The sequence below is a fragment of the Paenibacillus sp. GCM10027629 genome, from assembly GCF_042676425.1.
In the GTDB taxonomy this organism is placed as follows: Bacteria; Bacillota; Bacilli; order Paenibacillales; family Paenibacillaceae; genus Paenibacillus_K; species Paenibacillus_K terrigena.
The window spans coordinates 450,842-469,081 of the sequence record NZ_JBHTGZ010000003.1 but is presented as its reverse complement, the minus strand read 5'-3'; the positions used below and the strand labels follow the sequence as shown (position 1 = coordinate 469,081).

Here is an 18,240-nt window from a genome sequence, read left to right as displayed (position 1 = left end):
ACAACCTCAAACTCCTTACAATCCTTGCTTATTATGGAACGCGTGGCAATCTTCGTTTATACGAACTGGAATGGCTCTGTATTCAGCTCTGATGCGAATACACGCGTCGCATATTTATTCTCATCCATTTTCGTCTGCAGCATAGCAGCCACAGCAGGCTTGACAATTTTCTCGACGTTATGGCCAGGATCAATAACCGCAATTCCTGCAGCAATCGCATCATGTGCCGTATGATAATCGATATCGCCCGTTACGAGTACATCAGCACCGCGGAACAGCGCATGCTTCACATAACGGGAACCCGAACCGCCTAAGACAGCAACCTTCTTAATTTCTCGATTGAGATCGCCCACCACACGTACTTGCGGAACATCGAAACGCTCTTTCACCCGAGCCACTAATGCGTCAAGTGTTATAGCTTGATCCAGCTTCCCTACGCGACCTAACCCAAAGCTGCGACCTTTCAGATCCATCCGATAGAGATCATAAGCAACTTCTTCATATGGATGCGCCTTAAGCATCGCTTGAATCACTTTACGCTGAATACTTTGCGGTACAATCGTCTCAATCCTTATCTCAGGTACTCGCTCCATTACACCTTCACTACCGATATAGGGGTTCGTACCTTCGAGCGGTACGAATGTACCTGTCCCTTGGCTATTGAAGCTGCAATGGCTGTATTTCCCGATATGACCAGCCCCTGCATCCAATACTGCACGAAGCACTTTTTCATAGTCCGTCTCTGGCACGAATACGACAAGTTTGAACAACTGATCATTATGAATTTCCTCTAGACAAGTGCAATGCTGGAGCTCTAACGCATCTGCCATCAAGTCATTCACGCCGCCTTCCGCGGTATCCAAATTCGTATGTGCAATATATACCGCGATGTCGTGTTTTATGAGCTTCTCATACAGCTTGCCCATAGGTGAATCCGTAGTCAGCTGCGCAATGGGACGATAGATAATGGCATGATGTGCAATAATCAAATCTACCCCTTTAGCAATCGCCTCATCTACCACTTCCTCCGTAACATCCAGCGCGACGAGAATGTTACGGATTTCCTTGTTCAAGGTACCGAGTTGGAGACCAATTTTATCGCCTTCCACCGCATAATGCTTAGGTGCGAATTGCTCCATATATTGAATTACGGTCTGTCCTTTTGCATACATTGCAGTACCTCCTCAATCTGCTTCACAAGCGCTCCAAAGGCCTGCTCCTTCTCTTTTGCTTCCGGGGCCTGCGATTGCTGCATGGTCTGAATGATCCGCTCGAATTTGTTCTTCTCCGATGACCATTTGCTTGCGAATGCGTCGTTCCGCTGCGCTAGCAAATATGGGCCCATCCAAATCAATTGTTCCCGAGATACAGCAATACCGAATGACTCCAACGGATTATTCGCATAGAGAGCCTCATTCTGCTCCTCCGCCTCTACATGACGAATCGCTACAAGGACTTCATAGAATTTGCCGTCCTCTTCAAGGAGATGTTCGTCGATTAACAACCAATTTTCTTGCAAGAGCCATGTTCTTACGGTATCTTCACCAACATTCGGTTGAAGTACAAGCCGCTGAACGCCTTGCAGCTTGGAAGGATCCGCTGATAAGATTTTTACGATCAGGCTGCCGCCCATTCCAGCGATTGTTATGACATCGACCTCGCCTGGCTGGATTACCGCAAGACCATCTCCACCCCGCACATCAATGAATGCTTCCAACTTCTCTTCACGCACTTGTTTCCTTGCAGCTTCCAGTGGCCCATCATTCACTTCGCCAGCAATCGCATGAACCGCTTGTCCATTCTGAACCAAATAGCAAGGCAGCAGCGCATGATCCGAACCGATATCCGCAACACGTGAACCTTTGGGTACTTGCCTTGCTATCGTCGTTAATCGTTCTGATAATTTAATAAGTTTCGTCATCTTATACAACCCACACAATCCATTTTTTTCGTAATGTGAACAACAGCGCTGCTCCAACCAAAATTTTAACGAATAACGCAAACTGAGTTAATCCTAATAACGCTTGATCATATAGCATCTGGTGCAATTCTGGAACGAACCACAATAATGCGCCAACCAGGAAAAGAACCGCTGATCCCGCCTTGTTCTTATGGTGTACGTACCAACTTAACCAGAGCATCACGCCAGAAATTGGGAGCCAGAATAGCTCCATTTCATACCAGGTTGGGTCCGGCATCGAGCGTGTAAGGAATGCACCGTAAATCAATAAAAGTCCTGCCCATCCGCAAAAATGAAGCAGAGGAACCCGCAAAAATATTCCAATCAACAGCCAGGTTATACTGCAGCCAATGACAAGCGACACAACACTTAATTCAGTATCCAACTGGTGCCAGCGGAGCAATAGCATCCCCACCGTAATCATTGTCATGCTTCCAATTCCTATCAACATAAGCCCAATTGTCTGATTCTTACGCTTAATCTTCGCTCCAATTCCATAACAACCGGTGATAAAAAGGATCCCCGTGAAAATTTGCATTGCCGGATGAAATCCTTTAAAATGAAGTACAACAAAACAAATCAAGGAAAAAATAGCAATTCCAAGCAAACATTGTTTCCAGCTCCATTGCAGAACACGTTCGGCTCGGAACCAGGAGGACTTCGAAGCACTTCCATTTGATTGCTCATCGGAATGGTCTTGATATAGATTCAATAGAAAATCGCAATATTGGTCAGGCAATAATCGGCTTTCACGCCAATGATGAATTTCACGTACAATGATTTTGCGTTTATCCAGTTTATCTGCTGTCATGGCTCTTTTAACCTCTCCCTTATGTGAGAACCGCAGTCGATTGGAGATCCATAATTGCTTCCTTTTTAACAAAAAGACCTACTGCAAACCGCAGAAGGTCCGAACAATGCGCTTTATTCAAGAAAATCTTTAAGACGTTTACTGCGGCTTGGATGACGCAGTTTACGGAGTGCTTTCGCTTCAATCTGACGAATCCGCTCACGTGTTACGCCGAATACTTTACCAACCTCTTCTAACGTTCTTGTCCGACCGTCATCTAATCCGAAACGTAAACGTAGAACGTTCTCCTCACGCTCGGTTAACGTATCAAGAACATCTTCCAATTGTTCCTTTAGCAATTCATATGCTGCAGCATCTGCCGGAGCTAATGCCTCTTGGTCCTCAATGAAATCACCTAGATGTGAATCATCTTCTTCACCGATAGGTGTCTCGAGTGAGACAGGCTCTTGAGCAATCTTCATAATCTCACGAACTTTATCGGTACTGAGTTCCATCTCAGCTGCAATTTCTTCTGGTGTCGGTTCGCGTCCTAACTCTTGGAGTAATTGACGGGAAACCCGAATCAATTTGTTAATGGTCTCAACCATATGGACAGGAATACGAATCGTTCTGGCTTGGTCTGCAATCGCACGTGTAATCGCTTGACGAATCCACCACGTTGCATACGTACTGAACTTAAATCCTTTGCCATGGTCGAACTTCTCAACGGCTTTAATTAGACCCATATTGCCCTCTTGAATCAAATCTAGGAACAACATACCGCGGCCCACATAACGCTTCGCAATACTTACAACGAGACGTAAGTTCGCTTCAGCCAATCTCCGCTTCGCCTCTTCGTCACCATTCTCAATTCGAATCGCGAGTTCAACTTCATCGTCTGCGGATAAGAGTGGTACACGACCTATCTCTTTCAAGTACATCCGAACAGGATCGTTGATCTTAATACCCGGTGGGAGTGTTAAATCATCATCGAAATTAAATTCATCATGTTCTTGATCACGTTCCCGATCATCGGATCCTCGCATGCTCATATCTTCGTCGTTCTCATTGTTAATCTCAATACCATGGTCAGCAAGCTGCTCGAAAAATTCATCCATTTGCTCCGGATCTTGGTCAAACGGTGAGAGTTTCTCCATAATATCTTTGTAACTAAGGGTGGATCTCTTCTTACCAATTTCAATGAGTTGTTCTTTCACTTGGTCTAATGTCAATTCTGTTTCTAGTTCAGTATGTTGATCATTCGCCATAATTCGACTCCCTCCTCCCTAGAAACTGCGTTGGTGCATCATTTCAGGTCTCTCTCTAGGGTTATAATCTCAATTCCAAGCTGTGCAGCACGCGAAGAATCACCAGCACGCACCGCCTCTAACACTTCTTCCTTCTTCCGTTTAATTTCAAGCTGCTTGGGTACCTTATGAATTTCCCGAATATAATCATCAAGCACTTGAGTATTAAAGTCCATCGGGACTTCCATCATGGAGATCGAAATTGCAATCTTCTCCAATCGGTCATCTGACAAAGAAGCAATAAAGCGGCTAATGTCTGGTTCTTTACCTTGCGCATAGTATGCATATAGATAAGCAGCAAGCGCTGCATGATCCTCTACGTTAAATTCATATCCGAGACGTTCTTCTACATAACGAGTCACATCCAAATCCTGCAGCATCATTGCGAGCATTGTACGCTCTGCATTATGGTAAGCTGGCAGTAAGTTTGGTGGTTCTGTTACTCGTTTTTCATTCATAACATTATTCCACCAATTGTCGTTATTATCCCCAACTGGTTTCTTTTTTTGCAAGGCAATTCGAAATTCATTACATTCCTGCTTGAGTGTCTCATAATCAAAGATTGGAAACTGTATTGCAAGATCCTTCAAATACACTTCACGTTCCGTCGGCGATTGCAACTCCGCGATCAATTTGGTCGCTTCACGCACATATCGCTGTTTCCCACCGTCTTCTAGCAGTATATGGCTTTTTTTCAGATATATAAGCTTAAATTTCGTTGGAGCAACAGCTGATTCAATAATTTGGTGACGGAACCGTTCTTTCCCATGTGTTTTTATGTATTCATCAGGATCCATTCGATCAGGAAGAATAGCGACAGATACGCGAAAATCCGCTTGTTCGAACATCGGAATGGCTTTCATTGCCGCTGCTTGTCCAGCATCATCGCCGTCATAGCAGATGACGATTTCTTCTGCCTGCGTCTTCAACTGATTTAAATGTTCGGTTGTTAATGCCGTTCCCATGGTAGCTATTCCGTTCGTTACGCCAGCATCCCAGGATTGAATAACATCCGCATATCCTTCGAATAGCACAATTTGATTCTGTTTGCGGATCGAAGATTTCGCTTGATTCAAATTGTACAACACACGGCTTTTGTTAAAAAGCATTGTTTCTGGTGAATTCAAATATTTAGGCTGACCATCATTCATGATCCTTCCAGCGAAAGCAATAACTTTGCCATTGCGGTCCCAAATCGGAAACATGATGCGGTCTCGGAACCGGTCCACATACCCGGAACCATCGGATCGAAGTGACAATAGGCCGCCCTTCTCCATCTCCGAGAGGTCAAATCCTCTCTTCGTCAGGAATTGAGACAATGTATCCCAACGATTCGGTGCGTAGCCAATTTGAAATTGATCAATCAGTTTATCCGTAAATCCACGGCCTCGCAGATACTCCATTGCGGGCTGACCATGATCCGAATTCTTAAGCAGAAAATGATATAACATGGCAGTCAAATCATGGGCCTTGAGCAAATCGTCGCGACGCTGATTGCGCGGAGAGTGTTCCATCTGCGCGTTCCATTGAACGGGAATATTCGCATCTTCAGCGAGCATTCGAACTGCTTCAGGAAATGAATATCCTTCAATTTCCATGATGAACTTGATTGCATTCCCACCCTTACCGCAACCATAACAATGGAAAATCTGCTTCTCCGGTGTAACGGTAAATGACGGGGTTTTCTCGGAATGAAAAGGACATAGTCCTTTCATATATTTCCCTTGCTTCGATAGATGAACATATTTGCCGACGGTATCGACGATATCATGATGCCGCAGCACCGTCTCAATAACGTCCTCCGGAATGTTGCCATTACCGGTACTCATCACAACCACCTTCATCCGTACGTAGTATTTATTCGCTATTCCTACAAATTCTCCTGCAAGTTCTTTAAAACTTTTGTCAGTTTGTGTTGAAAAGTTTGTCGATCCTCATCTGTAAAAGGTTTGGGACCCTTGCTATGCTTGCCGCTTCGACGTTGTTTGGCTTGCGTATGCCTGCGGTCTAGCAGGAAATCAATCGTCTCATCCGTATATTGCTGACCGCGTGTTGACAGAACGATCGCTCGTTTGGCAAGACCGATGGTCGCCAGACCAAAATCCTGTGTAACGAGAATATCCTGCGCCTGAATCCGATTGGCAATATAGAGATCAACAGATTGATCGGATCGATCCACTTGCACAATTTCAACACCTTCTGAAGGCTGTAGTCGATGATCAAATGAGGCAACCATCAAGACGGGAACCGAGAATTGTCTGGATGCTTGAATAATTTCCTGCTTCACAGGGCATGCATCTGCATCCACTACGATTCGATACGATGTCATTACGATGTAAGACCACCCGATTCATTTTGAATAATATGAAGAAAGAGAACTTATATTCTCCTCCCCCATATTATATACGATAGAGAATTAAAAAATCCTGCTCGCTCGCTTAACTTAACTTTAAGCCCACACAATTTTGGAGAAATCTGCAAACAATTTCAGATCTTCCGCAATGGCATGGAGCTGTGCCAATCGATTCGCACGAACATCAGCATCCTCTGCCATCACCATTACTTTATCGAAATAAGCTGTAATAGCATCCTGCAATCCGCTAATTTGTTCAAGTGCAGCCGCCATATCTCCAGCTTGCAACGCTTCATGATATTTGGCATGAACCGCTTGATGTTGAATGAACAAGTCATGCTCAACCGATTCTACAAATTTAGATGCGATAATCTCGAGGGAGTCTGCCTTGGACGCCAAATTGGATACGCGATTGAAGGATTCAACCGTTACTTTAAAATCAGATTGCTCCGACACGATCTTCATCAATTGCGTTCCACGCGCAACAACAGATACGAGATGATCGAATCCACTTGCCATGACCGCGTCTACGACATCGTAACGTACTTTGTCTGTGAACACGTTCTTCACGCGAAGCGCAAAGAAATCACATAAGTCTATACGTATTTCATCACGATTTCGTTTCAACAATTGTGCAGAACCATGAATATCCATCGCCATGTCGAACAATTCCGTAAGATTGATCGGCAGCTTGTGATCAAGAATGATCTGTACAATACCTGCAGCTTGACGACGGAGTGCGTATGGGTCCGCTGATCCTGTAGGAATAATACCAATGGAGAAGCAGCCAACGATCGTATCCATTTTATCCGCGATACTCACGATTGCCCCAATTAGTGAAGCCGGAGAATGATCTCCCGAGAAACGTGGTTGATAATGTTCGTTAATGGCAGCTGCAACTTGTACAGGCTCTCCCGCTTTACGTGCATAATCTTCACCCATTACGCCTTGCAGTTCAGGGAATTCATAGACCATTTGCGTCACAAGATCGAACTTGCAAATATCTGCTGTGCGGCTAACAAGCTTCGAGGTATCCGCATCTGCTTGCATACGTGCAGCAAGTTTATCCGAAATCGCACGAATCCGACGAACCTTATCACCAACAGTACCTAGTTCCTCGTGGAATACGATGGTATCCAATTTCGTAAGTGCATCTGCAATCGGGAAGTTCTGATCTTCATCATAGAAGAATTTCGCGTCAGACAGTCGTGCACGCAGTACCTTCTCATTCCCTTTTGCTACCGTATCAATCGCATGGCGATTCCCGTTACGAACAGTAACAAAGAACGGCAGCAATTGTCCGGATGCATCAAGCACTGGGAAATAACGTTGATGTTCACGCATCGAAGTAATTAGCACCTCTTGCGGAATTTCCAGGAAGGAAGGATCGAATGTACCGAACAAGACATTCGGATATTCAACGAGGAACAAGACTTCCTCTAGCAGATCTTCCTTGATCGCAATCTTCCATTGCTTCTCGTCAGCGAGTGCATTGATTTGAGCCAAGATTAATTGCTCGCGTTCTGCAAGATCTGCAACGACGAACTGCTCACGTAATTTCGCTACATATTCCGTTGGTTCCGACACGACCGTCTCTTGACCTAAGAAGCGATGTCCTCGCGTTACATTGCTAGCAGCAACACCACAAATCTCTAACGGGATAATATCTGTTCCGAACAATGCAACCATCCAACGAATTGGACGAACGAATTTAAAATCATATGCGCCCCAGCGCATATTTTTCGGGAAGTTCATGGATGAAATGCAGTGCATGAGCCCTTCGGAGAGAACCGAAGCCGTCTCTACACCTGCACTGCTTTTATTTGCATAAATATATTCAACGCCACCAAGCTCTTTGAAATAGAATTGTTCTGGATCTACGCCTTGACTGCGCGCAAACCCTAATGCCGCTTTGCTCCAATTGCCGCTATCGTCCAGTGCAATTTTACGCGAAGGGCCTTTCACTTCTTCGTTAATGTCCTGTTGTTTCTCAGCCACTTGATGGATGAGTACCGCAATACGTCTTGGTGTCGCATAAGCTTCAACTTCGCCGAATTCGATCCGAGCTTCATTTAGCCATTTCATGACACGATCTTTCAATTGATCCATACTACTCCGAAGGAAACGAGCTGGAACTTCTTCCATACCGATTTCGAGTAATAAATCTCTAGTCATTCTACACATCTCCTTTCTTAAGCATTGGGAAGCCTAGCTTCTCACGCTCTGCCAGATACGTCGCAGCAATTTGACGAGATAGGTTACGAACACGCGTAATGTAGCCGGTACGTTCCGTCACGCTGATCGCCCCACGCGCATCAAGTAAGTTGAATGTATGGGAACATTTCAATACATAATCATAAGCCGGGAACACGAGATTCTGATCCATCGTCTTACGCGCTTCTTCCTCATAGGTATTGAACAGTTGGAACAGCATTGGAACATCGGAAGTCTCGAAAGTATATTTGGAATGCTCGTATTCAGGCTGTAAGAATACATCTCCATATGTAATCCCATCAACCCATTCCAATTCGAACACATTCTCTTTTGCTTGAATATAGGACGCAAGACGTTCTAGACCATACGTAATCTCAACGGCAACCGGATTCGTCTCGATACCGCCAACTTGTTGGAAGTATGTGAATTGGGTTACTTCCATACCATCGAGCCATACTTCCCAGCCCAATCCCCAAGCGCCAAGACCTGGATGCTCCCAGTTATCTTCGACGAACCGAATGTCATGTTCAAGTGGATCTACACCTAGACGTTTCAAGCTCTCAAGATATAGCTCTTGAATATTGTCCGGTGAAGGCTTCATAATGACCTGGAATTGATGATGCTGATAGAGACGGTTCGGGTTCTCCCCATAACGTCCGTCTGCTGGACGGCGAGAAGGCTCAACATAAGCAACGTTCCACGGTTCAGGACCAATGCTGCGCAAGAATGTCATTGGATTCAGCGTTCCGGCACCTTTCTCTACATCGTAAGGCTGAACTACGACACATTTTTGTTCGGCCCAGAAATTTTGCAGGGTCAGAATAATCTGTTGAAAATTCATTTTCCATACTCCTTTTCTTCTCTTTAATGGTTTCTGTACAACAAAAAACTCTCATCTCTATGCCTGTTGTACAGACATAGGGACGAGAGTATATTTTCCCGCGGTTCCACCCTACTTGATCAAGAAACTTGATCCGCTTTTCCTAACATGTGGTTTCGCTCGGAGTGCCCTTCATTCGCATCATTGGACCGGGCTCCCACCACCCCCGACTCGCTAAACTCAACCTTAACGAACTACTCTTTCCGACCACTTATACTTAAAAATACATAACTTGATTTATTATAGCGCTAAATATTGTATTTGTCCATCTGATCCAGAAAGTTCTGTGATTTGAGATGAAGTCCCATATGAATATCCATAAACGTGCGCATACATTGCTTCATCTGTGCCTTCGTCTCGGGTTTGACCGCAATATTGCCGAGCCGCCGCATATCCATCCGATCGAATAATCGAAGCAATTTAAGCGTGCCTTCCGATATTATGATGGCTGCGGGGTCACGATTCTTGCAATGAATACATAATGTTCCCCCTAGCCGACTGCTGAATAGCATGGGAGAATCATCACGGCCACACGAGACACAAGTCTGAAGCTCGGGATGGTACCCTGCTGCCTGCAGCATCTTCATCTCGAATAAGTGCGTCGTGATTTGCGGATCTTTGCCTTGTTCAAGCGCAGTTAGACAAGCGTTCAATTGTTCGAATAAAAATGCTCCGATTTCCCCTGCCTCGAGCCCGCGGTCCAGCAATTCGGCGACGTAGGACGCATATGCAGTCAGATGAAGCTGTTCACGCAGAACATGGTGAGATTCTAGAATCTCACCTTGATTCAAAGTCCCGAGCTGCCCGGTTTTAAAATATACGAATTCCCCGTAAGTAAACAACTGCGTTATTGCGGCATGCCGGCTTTTCACTTTCTTCGCACCGCGCACAAGAATGCCGACTTTGCCATTTGTCTTCGTACAGAGTGTGATGATTTTGTTCCCCTCACCGTAGTCCATGCTGCGGATGACAATGCCCTCCACCCTGTATAGCATGTAATAGCCCCCATGATCGCTCAATTCACCACCTAGAGGAGCACGTTATTCAACGACTTCATCTAGATTGATTTCTTCTAATTCCTCTTGTTCTGCTTCGATGTGTTGATTATTTACTTGGTTATACAGCAAATACGCATCGACATCCCCCGTCATTGCAAAATACTTCCACGAAAAATCTCGCATTCGTATTCATCCTTTCTGTTCGGAAGTGACTATGCTCTCCTTCATAGGATGTACGAAACACGGGGAACTATCCTGCAAAAAGACGGGAGATAAGACTCCTAATCTTGGAATATTATCGATTCATTATGCGTCGTGACGGAAGCCCAGATCCTTCAGGATTCGCTCCTGATTCCGCCAGTCTTTTTTCACTTTAACCCATAATTCCAAGAAAATCCGTGATCCGAGCAGATTCTCAATGTCTTTACGCGCCTGTTTGCCAACTTCTTTGAGGAGCGCCCCTTGCTTCCCGATGACAATCCCCTTCTGCGAATCGCGCTCAACGTAAATAACCGCCATAATATTCACCACGCCATTTTCCTGCACCTTCATATCCTCAATGGCTACAGCGATGGAATGTGGAATTTCTTCGCGTGTCAAATGCAGAATCTTCTCGCGGATCAATTCCGCGCAGACGAATTGCTCCGGGTGATCTGTGATTTGATCATCTGGGTAATACTGCGGCCCTTCTGGCAAATATTTCGATACCTGTTCAAGCAATGTATTCACGTTATTCCCGTTCTTCGCAGAGATCGGCACGATTTCTGCGAATGGATATAAATCCTTATAAGCAACAATAATCGGCAGCAGCGCTTCCGGTTGTACTTGGTCAATTTTATTCATCACAAGGAATACCGGTGTCTTAATGCGCTTCAGTTGCTCGATAATATAGCGGTCCCCACCACCAAGACCTTCTGCAACATCAACCAAGAACAGAACGGCTTCAACTTCATTCAGTGTGTTCAGCGCAACGGTGTTCATATAGTCGCCAAGTTTGGATTGACGTTTGTGAATACCCGGTGTATCCAAGAAGACGATTTGATTATCGCTCGATGTATAGACCCCGTGAATTTTGTTCCGAGTTGTCTGAGGTTTATCGGACATGATCGCAATTTTCTGTCCAATCACTTGGTTCATTAAGGTTGATTTACCAACGTTCGGCCGTCCGATAATCGCGACGAAACCGGATTTAAATTGTTTTGACTTTTGCATGGATGTACTCCAATCCGTATTTTAAATTATGAATGATCTAAGCTTCGTGAATCGAACGCTCCCGGTAATAAATCGCCTACGGTCGTCTGCGTCCAATCCCCTTTAATATTCCCCATAAATACGGGCATCTCACGACCGCACAGTTCTACTAATACTTGGCGGCATACACCGCATGGCGTAATCGGAGTGTCCGTATCGCCAATCACTGCAATCGCTTGAAAGCTGCCAGGCTGATGCCCATCCGCAATCGCTCTGAACAGAGCTGTCCGTTCCGCACAGTTCGTAGGTCCGTAAGCTGCATTTTCTACATTACAGCCTAGATGTATATTTCCTTGGCTATCGAGCAGTGCTGCCCCCACTTGGAACTTCGAATAAGGTGCATAGGCTTGCAATCGCGCGAAAGTGGCTTGTTCCAATAATTTTGACCCATCTACATGCATCATTTATCGCTCCTTAGAATAACGTCTGAACCCAATTCATTACTGGAGAATAGAAGATGATTATCCCTATAATGACGGCAAAAACCGCAGTGACAAGTACAGCACCTGCGGCTATGTCTTTGGCGGCTTTGGCAAGCGGATGGATTTCTTCAGTCGCTAGATCGACCGCATACTCAATCGCCGTATTTATAAGCTCTGCCCCAATCACGAGGGTAATCGTAATTAGCAGCACTAACCACTCCATCTTCGAGATGGAGAATAGGAACCCAGCCGCGATAACGAATACAGAAGCCGTCAAATGAAATGGCATATGACGCTCCGTACGAACCGCACGCATAATACCTGACAACGCCGCAACGAACGGATGGACCTCATACCGCCTCTTCTTCATTATCTCGTCAGACCCGCTTGGCGAAGTACGGCTTCCTGCTTACTCATCATTTCTTGCTCGCTTGCCTCATCTTGGTGATCGTAGCCAAGCAAGTGCAGGAATCCATGTACGAATAGAAATCCTAGCTCTCGTTCTAAGGAATGCCCATACTCTTCGCTCTGCGCACGAGCACGTGTCACAGAAATAATAATATCGCCGAATGTATCTGTAATGGCTGACATCTCATCCTCTGAATCCACTTCATAAATGATATCCAGCTCTTCATCCTTTTCTTCATGCATGGCAAAGGAAAGCACATCTGTCGGTCGATCAATCCCGCGATAGTCACGGTTCAATTGATGAATCTGCTCGTCGTCTACAAAGGTTAATTCCACTTCCCCCTCTGTAACGCCTTCCATTTCAGCAGCAAGCTGTAATAATTGATTCAATTGCTCAATCAATGATTCTGGGATTTGCAGCTCTTCTTGTTCATTATTCCACTCTAAATGCAAACTCATGAACGACACCTCTATTTTGTTTTGGCTTTTACATCTTCCGGGTATTCGATCCGGGAATGGAATATGCCCATCACCGTCTCTTTCAAAGAGTGCGCCACAGTGTCCAACTCTTTCATCGTTAGATCACACTCATTGTATTGCTGGTCATCCAGACGGTCTTTGACGATTTTGGAGATCAGGGTCTCAATTTGATCAACCGTTGGATTACGCAAGGAACGTACCGCGGCTTCTACACAATCGGAAATCCCAACAATAGCAGATTCCTTCGACTGTGCTTTGGGTCCAGGATAACGGAAATCATCCTCCGTAAAATCCGGTTCTTTCCCTTGTTCTTCGGCTTGCTTTAACGCTTTATAATAGAAAAACTTCAGGAACGTAGTTCCATGATGCTGTTCCGCAATATCACGGATCGGCTTTGGAATTTTATAATCCTTGAGCATTTCGACACCGTCGCGTGGATGCGCAGTAATAATCGATTTACTAAGCTTCGGATCAATGGAATCATGCGGATTCTCAATATTCGTCTGATTCTCAATGAAATAGCTTGGACGCTTCGTCTTCCCGATATCATGATAGAAAGATCCTACACGACACAGCAAGCCATTCGCACCAATTGATTCTGCCGCTGCCTCCGATAAGTTACCCACCATTACACTGTGATGATACGTACCTGGTGTCTCTGTCAATAGTTTGCGCAATAATGGATGGTTCGGATTCGACAATTCCACAAGCTTCAGTGCTGATAGAATACCAAAAGTCACTTCGAAGAATGGCATTAATCCAATAACCAGCACGGCCGTGAGCAACCCGCTCGCAAAGGCGAATCCAATCGCATAGAGCACATCTTTTTGCGCAAAAGAATCACCGTTCAGCATTGTCAACATCGCAACGGTCAACGCGCCGAACAGACAGATCATGATCCCTGCCTTTAAGATCGTCGATCGTTGGCTTGCACGATGAATCGCGAATACAGAGGCAAAAGATACAACAGCAGTAACGAAACCGAACTGGAAGTCAAAAATTTGGCCTTGTCCTATATTAAAAATAACACTCGACATGACGCTAAAGATAAACGCGCATATAAAGGCAAGCGATAAATCAAGCAGCAATGTCACTAGCATGACGCCCATCGCTACCGGTGCGATAAAACCGATATAAGGCACTTCTTTGGTCTGCGCAAGACTTACAATTTGCATCGCAATAATATTTAAGAAGAAGATCAGGACGAGCATGAGCAGCTGTGCATTATGGAATTTGAAATTCCCGCCGCCAGATTGTCTGATGAACATGAAGAGAACCAGCGACAGCAATATCGAGAGAATAAGCACACCAAATTGCGGCCAGTAATTCACTTCATTTTTAAGCAATTCCAACTCGTCTAGCAACTGATACGTCTCTTGGGTAATTATTTCCCCTTTATGAACAACGATATCTCCCTGCTTGATAAAAATGGTCTGTGTGTTCTCACGAGCTTGTACCTTCGCGTCTCTCGTCTTATCTTCATCGAAAAATTTGTTCGGAGTCAGCGAGAATCTTGCAAGCTCTTGCACCACTTCACGTTGCGCACGCTTGTTCAGGGAGCTCGTGTTCACGAGTTCAGCCACTTTAGCACGAACCGTCTCCGCATCCGTAATCTGATCGTTCATCAATTTAGCTACAATGTCTCTCGCCACAGGTTTAATCTGAGCAATATCATCCGCCGTTAATCTCGCGACTTTGATATACGTTTCTTCAGGAATGCGATATTCCTGCTCGCTTACTTTCGATCGCATCTCTTCCAGCAGCTTGCTCGTGAAGTTCGAGCGGTTATTGTTCATGAACTCTGTTATATACTGATGATGAATATCCGGAATCGCTGTGCGGTAAATCCCAACCTTCTCGGTGAAAGAAATCGCATCATCTTGATTCAAGTTCTCGATCCGATTGATCATCTGCTCCGTAATATCTTGATTACGTAGCGGAATAATCGTAAAGATCGGTTGAACCCGCTCCGCGGCTTGCTCTTGCGCCTTGAGTGTAGCTTTGTTGTTCGCGACCTGAGCCGGCGCGAGAATTTGCTTATCACTCGGCAAACCAACCTGTATGTTATATTTCTCCGGTACCAAGTGTGAAGCCAAGCTGAAATAAAAAAGAAGCGTTAAAAACAAAAACAGAAGAAAGCGTACGCCGACGCTGTACTTCCATCCTGTCATTTTATATTGAAATGTAGTCCCCAATACAGAGGATAGCTTTTTTTGGAACATAGAGACAGTCCTCTCTATTCATGTTTTTCGGAATCCTTCTGATATGCGACGATAATTTTCTGTACTAAGGAATGACGAACAACATCTTGCTCCGCAAAATGTACAAATCCGATTTCTTCGATATCCCGAAGTATTGTAGCCGCTTCGATGAGTCCCGATTTTTTGCCCCGCGGCAAATCAATTTGTGTGACATCACCCGTGATTACCATCTTCGAGCCAAACCCGAGCCGCGTCAAGAACATTTTCATCTGTTCTGGCGTCGTGTTCTGAGCCTCGTCCAAAATAATAAAAGAATCATCCAATGTCCGTCCACGCATATAGGCGAGCGGTGCAATTTCAATCAATCCCCGTTCCAGTGCCTTCGCCGTCTGTTCAGGTCCCATGACATCGTACAACGCATCGTAGAGCGGACGCAAGTAAGGATCAACCTTTTCTTGCAAGTCACCCGGCAGAAACCCTAAATTCTCGCCTGCTTCGACCGCCGGACGCGTAAGCACGATACGTTTAACGGATCCTTCCTTAAGGGCAGCAACCGCGAGCACGACAGCGAGATAAGTCTTCCCTGTACCTGCAGGACCAACGCCGAAGACTACATCTCTCTTCTTAATGGTCGTCACATAATGCTTCTGTCCGATCGTCTTCACGCGAATTGGCTTCCCGCGGAATGTCGTCATGATTTCACCCTTGTACAAATCAAGCAACTGATCGGCACGCATATCCTTCGCAAGATCACAGGCATAGAGCACGTCACGATCCGTTAAGATATATCCATTACGAACCAATTGCAACAAGACCTGAAAAAGCTGTTCTAAGGAATCCACCTCGCGGCGTTCCCCACTGACGACAATTTCCGCTTCACGAGAACCAATTTGAGCATCAATCTGCTCTTCAATAATTTTCAAAAATTTATCCTGCGGACCAAATAACGACAGTCCTTCAGAAGGATTATGTAACGGTATTTTCACGGTGTATAAGTGTTGTTCAGGCAATAATCCCAGTCTCCTTATTGATGGATAATCGGTAATTCCTCCGCAATCCACTGCTCCACTTCAAAATGTATGTTCAAATAAACTTTACCATTCTTGACCTCTTGATGCAAAATATTTTCGTCTCGGATTTTTGCGTCTGGCCCATTTTTGACAAGTGCGTCAGATTTTGCATGTTCCATGGCGATTTTTCTGGCATCATCTTCCGTAATATTACGTTCGATATAATGAACCTCCATCAATTTCTCCGTCATCCAACCAACAGGCAGTTTATAGGGACCGATTTGAGCATCGCTCCGTTCTGTGATTGTCTCGTATTTATCATAAGGAACTTTTCCATATCCGCTTACTTGCAGGGCCCTATTCCCCGTAATGATATATTTCCGTTCTTCAAATGCCCCCGTATACGTACGTTCCTTCTGCAGCAAAGGCACAGAGACTTGATATTCATGCCAGACGAGTCCTTTAACCTTGCCTTTCGCGACAACGGCTTGCGGATTCTGATCCGACCCAATAATACCTGATATGAGAATAGACCCTTTTTTGACTCGTGAGTTTTTCCGCACTTTCGCTCGGCCTTGTTCTGTGAAGATCTCCGTAACGACCGCATCTGCCTTCGCGACCAAATGCCTTGGATTCATGAGCTGCTTCGCTTCCGGCTTGGTGGATTCAGCCACATTGATCGTAATATTCGAACCGCGTTTCTCCACACCAACCCAAGAGACACCTGGGAGCCGGTGCGTGAGCTGCCTAGAGAGCTCTTCTTGACTCTTCAACCGGAAAGACCATTGGAACACATAAATCCCTTCAGCACGAGCTGCTTTGAGGATGTCATCTTCTGCAATATTCATATTCCCTTGAACATCAACTTTCCAGACCAGTGAAGATAGCAAGTACAATCCGACGAAAAATAGAAAAAAGCCTGTAATAAACGCTTTACGTCGACCCATTTTCTGCAATGCAAAAGGTAGACCATACCGCGCTTCCACATGGACACGACAGCTTGTCTGCCGTAAAAGTGGACGAATGCGAAAAAAATCTGCAAGCATTATCTTCATGCGCATACCCTGTCCTGCCATATAACGCATGTCCCAAATCTCGACATTCTTACTCGCAGCGAGATTGACGAACTGCTCGCACCGCTCGCCGCGAATCATAATTTTGACGTATCCCCGAATAAATGAAGTAGGTCCGTTCAATTAGATCCCTCCGTTCGCATATATTGAATCTTCGATATTTTCCCTTCAACGATCACTTCATCAGGCCAAATCGCTCGGATCACAAGGTCACTGCCTGTCAATTCAAGCTCTCCGATGCTAATCGATAGGTTCAGTCGTTCATCCGAAAAATGAAGCACACCACGATGATTTTCAATATGCACCTGTGCATTCCCAATCATCGTCACCCGAGGCAGGTCAAACAAGACGTCTTGTGGTAGATCCAATAATTCGGCGGTCATCTTTCGAATTTTGCGAGCAAAACGACGCATCCTTGGTGTGCCCCCCTTGCGTTTATTGCATTGTGATGCAGCTCCATAATTCACAAGCCATCTATGAATATGATGTACTTTACAAAATATGCAAGGGGCGAGGCATTTATGAGGGAAGCGCAAAAAACCGTTCTCTGTGAGAACGGTTGGGCTTGGAAGCGCGAAGCCAGATAAAATATGGGTGGGTTGAGGGGTATCACTTTCCGGCCGATTCTTGTCCGCCATTTCCTTTGATTAGACTGGTAGTTGCAAATGGCTCCCAAAGATCGGTCGCAAGCTCCTTCAAGTGATACCCCTCTTCCCTGTTTATTTTATCTGGCTGAGCTTATAAGCAGCACTCAACTGCCCTCAAGGAGTACGGTTTGGTGTGTGGGAAGAGGGTAGGAGTATAACCAGATAAAATACGGGTGGGTTGAGGGGTATCACTTTCCGGCCGATTCTTGTCCGCCATTTCCTTTGATTAGACTGGGGGTTGTAAAT

General features: G+C 45.3%; 18 protein-coding genes. All 18 read right to left on the bottom strand.

Annotation, left to right across the window (positions count from 1 at the left end):
- Positions 1-56 precede the first annotated feature (56 nt).
- On the bottom strand, positions 57-1,172 hold the full coding sequence (locus ACFQZR_RS02580) for a Nif3-like dinuclear metal center hexameric protein (RefSeq protein WP_379342592.1): 1,116 nt from the start codon (positions 1,170-1,172) through the stop codon (positions 57-59).
- Positions 1,148-1,921, bottom strand: a complete 774-nt coding sequence (locus tag ACFQZR_RS02575; RefSeq protein WP_379342589.1) for a tRNA (adenine(22)-N(1))-methyltransferase — start codon at positions 1,919-1,921, stop codon at positions 1,148-1,150. Before ACFQZR_RS02575 ends, ACFQZR_RS02580 begins: the two co-directional genes overlap by 25 nt.
- Before the next feature lies 1 nt (position 1,922).
- Positions 1,923-2,771, bottom strand: a complete 849-nt coding sequence (locus tag ACFQZR_RS02570) for a hypothetical protein (protein ID WP_379342587.1) — start codon at positions 2,769-2,771, stop codon at positions 1,923-1,925.
- Positions 2,772-2,884: 113 nt separating this feature from the next.
- The gene (gene rpoD / locus ACFQZR_RS02565) at positions 2,885-4,018 is read right to left on the bottom strand and encodes an RNA polymerase sigma factor RpoD (RefSeq protein WP_379342585.1); all 1,134 of its coding nucleotides are present in this window, start codon (positions 4,016-4,018) and stop codon (positions 2,885-2,887) included.
- A 38-nt stretch (positions 4,019-4,056) separates the two neighbouring features.
- Positions 4,057-5,886: a DNA primase gene (dnaG, locus tag ACFQZR_RS02560; protein WP_379342583.1), complete on the bottom strand. Its 1,830-nt coding sequence runs from the start codon at positions 5,884-5,886 to the stop codon at positions 4,057-4,059.
- A gap of 41 nt (positions 5,887-5,927) precedes the next feature.
- Positions 5,928-6,386: a YaiI/YqxD family protein gene (locus tag ACFQZR_RS02555; protein ID WP_018756725.1), complete on the bottom strand. Its 459-nt coding sequence runs from the start codon at positions 6,384-6,386 to the stop codon at positions 5,928-5,930.
- Between the two features lie 120 nt (positions 6,387-6,506).
- Positions 6,507-8,585 carry a glycine--tRNA ligase subunit beta gene (glyS, locus tag ACFQZR_RS02550; protein ID WP_379342581.1) on the bottom strand — a complete coding sequence of 693 codons (2,079 nt, stop codon included), beginning with the start codon at positions 8,583-8,585 and terminating at the stop codon, positions 6,507-6,509.
- 1 nt (position 8,586) lies between these two features.
- Positions 8,587-9,465, bottom strand: a complete 879-nt coding sequence (glyQ, locus tag ACFQZR_RS02545) for a glycine--tRNA ligase subunit alpha (protein ID WP_018756727.1) — start codon at positions 9,463-9,465, stop codon at positions 8,587-8,589.
- Positions 9,466-9,752: 287 nt separating this feature from the next.
- A complete protein-coding gene (recO, locus tag ACFQZR_RS02540) occupies positions 9,753-10,499 on the bottom strand; it encodes a DNA repair protein RecO (protein WP_379343771.1) in 747 nt (248 codons plus the stop codon).
- A 45-nt stretch (positions 10,500-10,544) separates the two neighbouring features.
- On the bottom strand, positions 10,545-10,685 hold the full coding sequence (locus ACFQZR_RS02535) for a YqzL family protein (protein ID WP_018756729.1): 141 nt from the start codon (positions 10,683-10,685) through the stop codon (positions 10,545-10,547).
- A 123-nt stretch (positions 10,686-10,808) separates the two neighbouring features.
- Positions 10,809-11,714 (bottom strand): GTPase Era, encoded by a 906-nt coding sequence (era, locus tag ACFQZR_RS02530; protein WP_379342578.1) that lies wholly within the window; start codon positions 11,712-11,714, stop codon positions 10,809-10,811.
- A gap of 26 nt (positions 11,715-11,740) precedes the next feature.
- Entirely contained in the window at positions 11,741-12,154 is a 414-nt protein-coding gene (cdd, locus tag ACFQZR_RS02525) for a cytidine deaminase (protein ID WP_379343769.1), read from the bottom strand.
- 13 nt (positions 12,155-12,167) lie between these two features.
- Entirely contained in the window at positions 12,168-12,545 is a 378-nt protein-coding gene (locus tag ACFQZR_RS02520) for a diacylglycerol kinase family protein (RefSeq protein ID WP_379342576.1), read from the bottom strand.
- Positions 12,545-13,042, bottom strand: a complete 498-nt coding sequence (gene ybeY / locus ACFQZR_RS02515; RefSeq protein ID WP_379342574.1) for an rRNA maturation RNase YbeY — start codon at positions 13,040-13,042, stop codon at positions 12,545-12,547. Before ybeY ends, ACFQZR_RS02520 begins: the two co-directional genes overlap by 1 nt.
- A gap of 11 nt (positions 13,043-13,053) precedes the next feature.
- Positions 13,054-15,285: an HD family phosphohydrolase gene (locus ACFQZR_RS02510; protein ID WP_379342572.1), complete on the bottom strand. Its 2,232-nt coding sequence runs from the start codon at positions 15,283-15,285 to the stop codon at positions 13,054-13,056.
- Between the two features lie 14 nt (positions 15,286-15,299).
- The gene (locus ACFQZR_RS02505; protein ID WP_379342570.1) at positions 15,300-16,274 is read right to left on the bottom strand and encodes a PhoH family protein; all 975 of its coding nucleotides are present in this window, start codon (positions 16,272-16,274) and stop codon (positions 15,300-15,302) included.
- A 14-nt stretch (positions 16,275-16,288) separates the two neighbouring features.
- Positions 16,289-17,470: a sporulation protein YqfD gene (yqfD, locus tag ACFQZR_RS02500; RefSeq protein WP_379342568.1), complete on the bottom strand. Its 1,182-nt coding sequence runs from the start codon at positions 17,468-17,470 to the stop codon at positions 16,289-16,291.
- Positions 17,467-17,760, bottom strand: a complete 294-nt coding sequence (gene yqfC, locus ACFQZR_RS02495) for a sporulation protein YqfC (RefSeq protein WP_379342565.1) — start codon at positions 17,758-17,760, stop codon at positions 17,467-17,469. Before yqfC ends, yqfD begins: the two co-directional genes overlap by 4 nt.
- Positions 17,761-18,240: the final 480 nt, after the last annotated feature.

Coding starts and splice junctions, on each gene's coding strand:
- ACFQZR_RS02580 (WP_379342592.1), bottom strand. CDS start 1,172: ATGTATGCAAAAGGACAGACCGTAATTCAATATATGGAGCAATTCGCA.
- ACFQZR_RS02575 (WP_379342589.1), bottom strand. CDS start 1,921: ATGACGAAACTTATTAAATTATCAGAACGATTAACGACGATAGCAAGG.
- ACFQZR_RS02570 (WP_379342587.1), bottom strand. CDS start 2,771: ATGACAGCAGATAAACTGGATAAACGCAAAATCATTGTACGTGAAATT.
- rpoD (WP_379342585.1), bottom strand. CDS start 4,018: ATGGCGAATGATCAACATACTGAACTAGAAACAGAATTGACATTAGAC.
- dnaG (WP_379342583.1), bottom strand. CDS start 5,886: ATGAGTACCGGTAATGGCAACATTCCGGAGGACGTTATTGAGACGGTG.
- ACFQZR_RS02555 (WP_018756725.1), bottom strand. CDS start 6,386: ATGACATCGTATCGAATCGTAGTGGATGCAGATGCATGCCCTGTGAAG.
- glyS (WP_379342581.1), bottom strand. CDS start 8,585: ATGACTAGAGATTTATTACTCGAAATCGGTATGGAAGAAGTTCCAGCT.
- glyQ (WP_018756727.1), bottom strand. CDS start 9,465: ATGAATTTTCAACAGATTATTCTGACCCTGCAAAATTTCTGGGCCGAA.
- recO (WP_379343771.1), bottom strand. CDS start 10,499: ATGCTATACAGGGTGGAGGGCATTGTCATCCGCAGCATGGACTACGGT.
- ACFQZR_RS02535 (WP_018756729.1), bottom strand. CDS start 10,685: ATGCGAGATTTTTCGTGGAAGTATTTTGCAATGACGGGGGATGTCGAT.
- era (WP_379342578.1), bottom strand. CDS start 11,714: ATGCAAAAGTCAAAACAATTTAAATCCGGTTTCGTCGCGATTATCGGA.
- cdd (WP_379343769.1), bottom strand. CDS start 12,154: ATGCATGTAGATGGGTCAAAATTATTGGAACAAGCCACTTTCGCGCGA.
- ACFQZR_RS02520 (WP_379342576.1), bottom strand. CDS start 12,545: ATGAAGAAGAGGCGGTATGAGGTCCATCCGTTCGTTGCGGCGTTGTCA.
- ybeY (WP_379342574.1), bottom strand. CDS start 13,042: ATGAGTTTGCATTTAGAGTGGAATAATGAACAAGAAGAGCTGCAAATC.
- ACFQZR_RS02510 (WP_379342572.1), bottom strand. CDS start 15,285: ATGTTCCAAAAAAAGCTATCCTCTGTATTGGGGACTACATTTCAATAT.
- yqfC (WP_379342565.1), bottom strand. CDS start 17,760: ATGCGTCGTTTTGCTCGCAAAATTCGAAAGATGACCGCCGAATTATTG.